1 protein-coding gene is annotated in these 280 nt (G+C 69.6%); it reads left to right on the top strand.

The features are described from left to right. The coding region (locus KZZ06_RS20480; RefSeq protein WP_219581815.1) for a cell wall hydrolase at window positions 1–205 on the top strand (205 nt) is incomplete at its 5' end. Between the last annotated feature and the right edge of the window lie 75 nt (window positions 206–280).

Genomic DNA, 280 nt, shown 5'->3' with positions numbered 1-280 from the left:
CCTGCGCATCACCGACGCCGGCGCCTGGGAGAGCGCCACCCGCATCGCCCGCTCGGTGATCGAGGGCCGGACCTACCTCGCCGAGGTCGGCGCCGCGACCCACTACCACGCCGACTACGTGCGCCCGGGCTGGGCCCGCCGCCTGCGCAAGATGGACGTGATCGGCCGGCACATCTTCTACCAGCTCCGGGCCGGCCAGACCTGACCCCGGCCGGATCCGGCTTCGTAAGAGAGACTGTGGAAGATCCGAACAATCCTACCTAGGTAGGCGACGCCTAAG

Origin of the sequence: Sulfitobacter sp. CW3 (assembly GCF_019392245.1) — a bacterium.
Classification (GTDB): domain Bacteria; phylum Pseudomonadota; class Alphaproteobacteria; order Rhodobacterales; family Rhodobacteraceae; genus Sulfitobacter.
The sequence above is the reverse complement of the archived record's forward strand: the minus strand, read 5'-3'. Positions and strand labels throughout refer to the sequence as shown.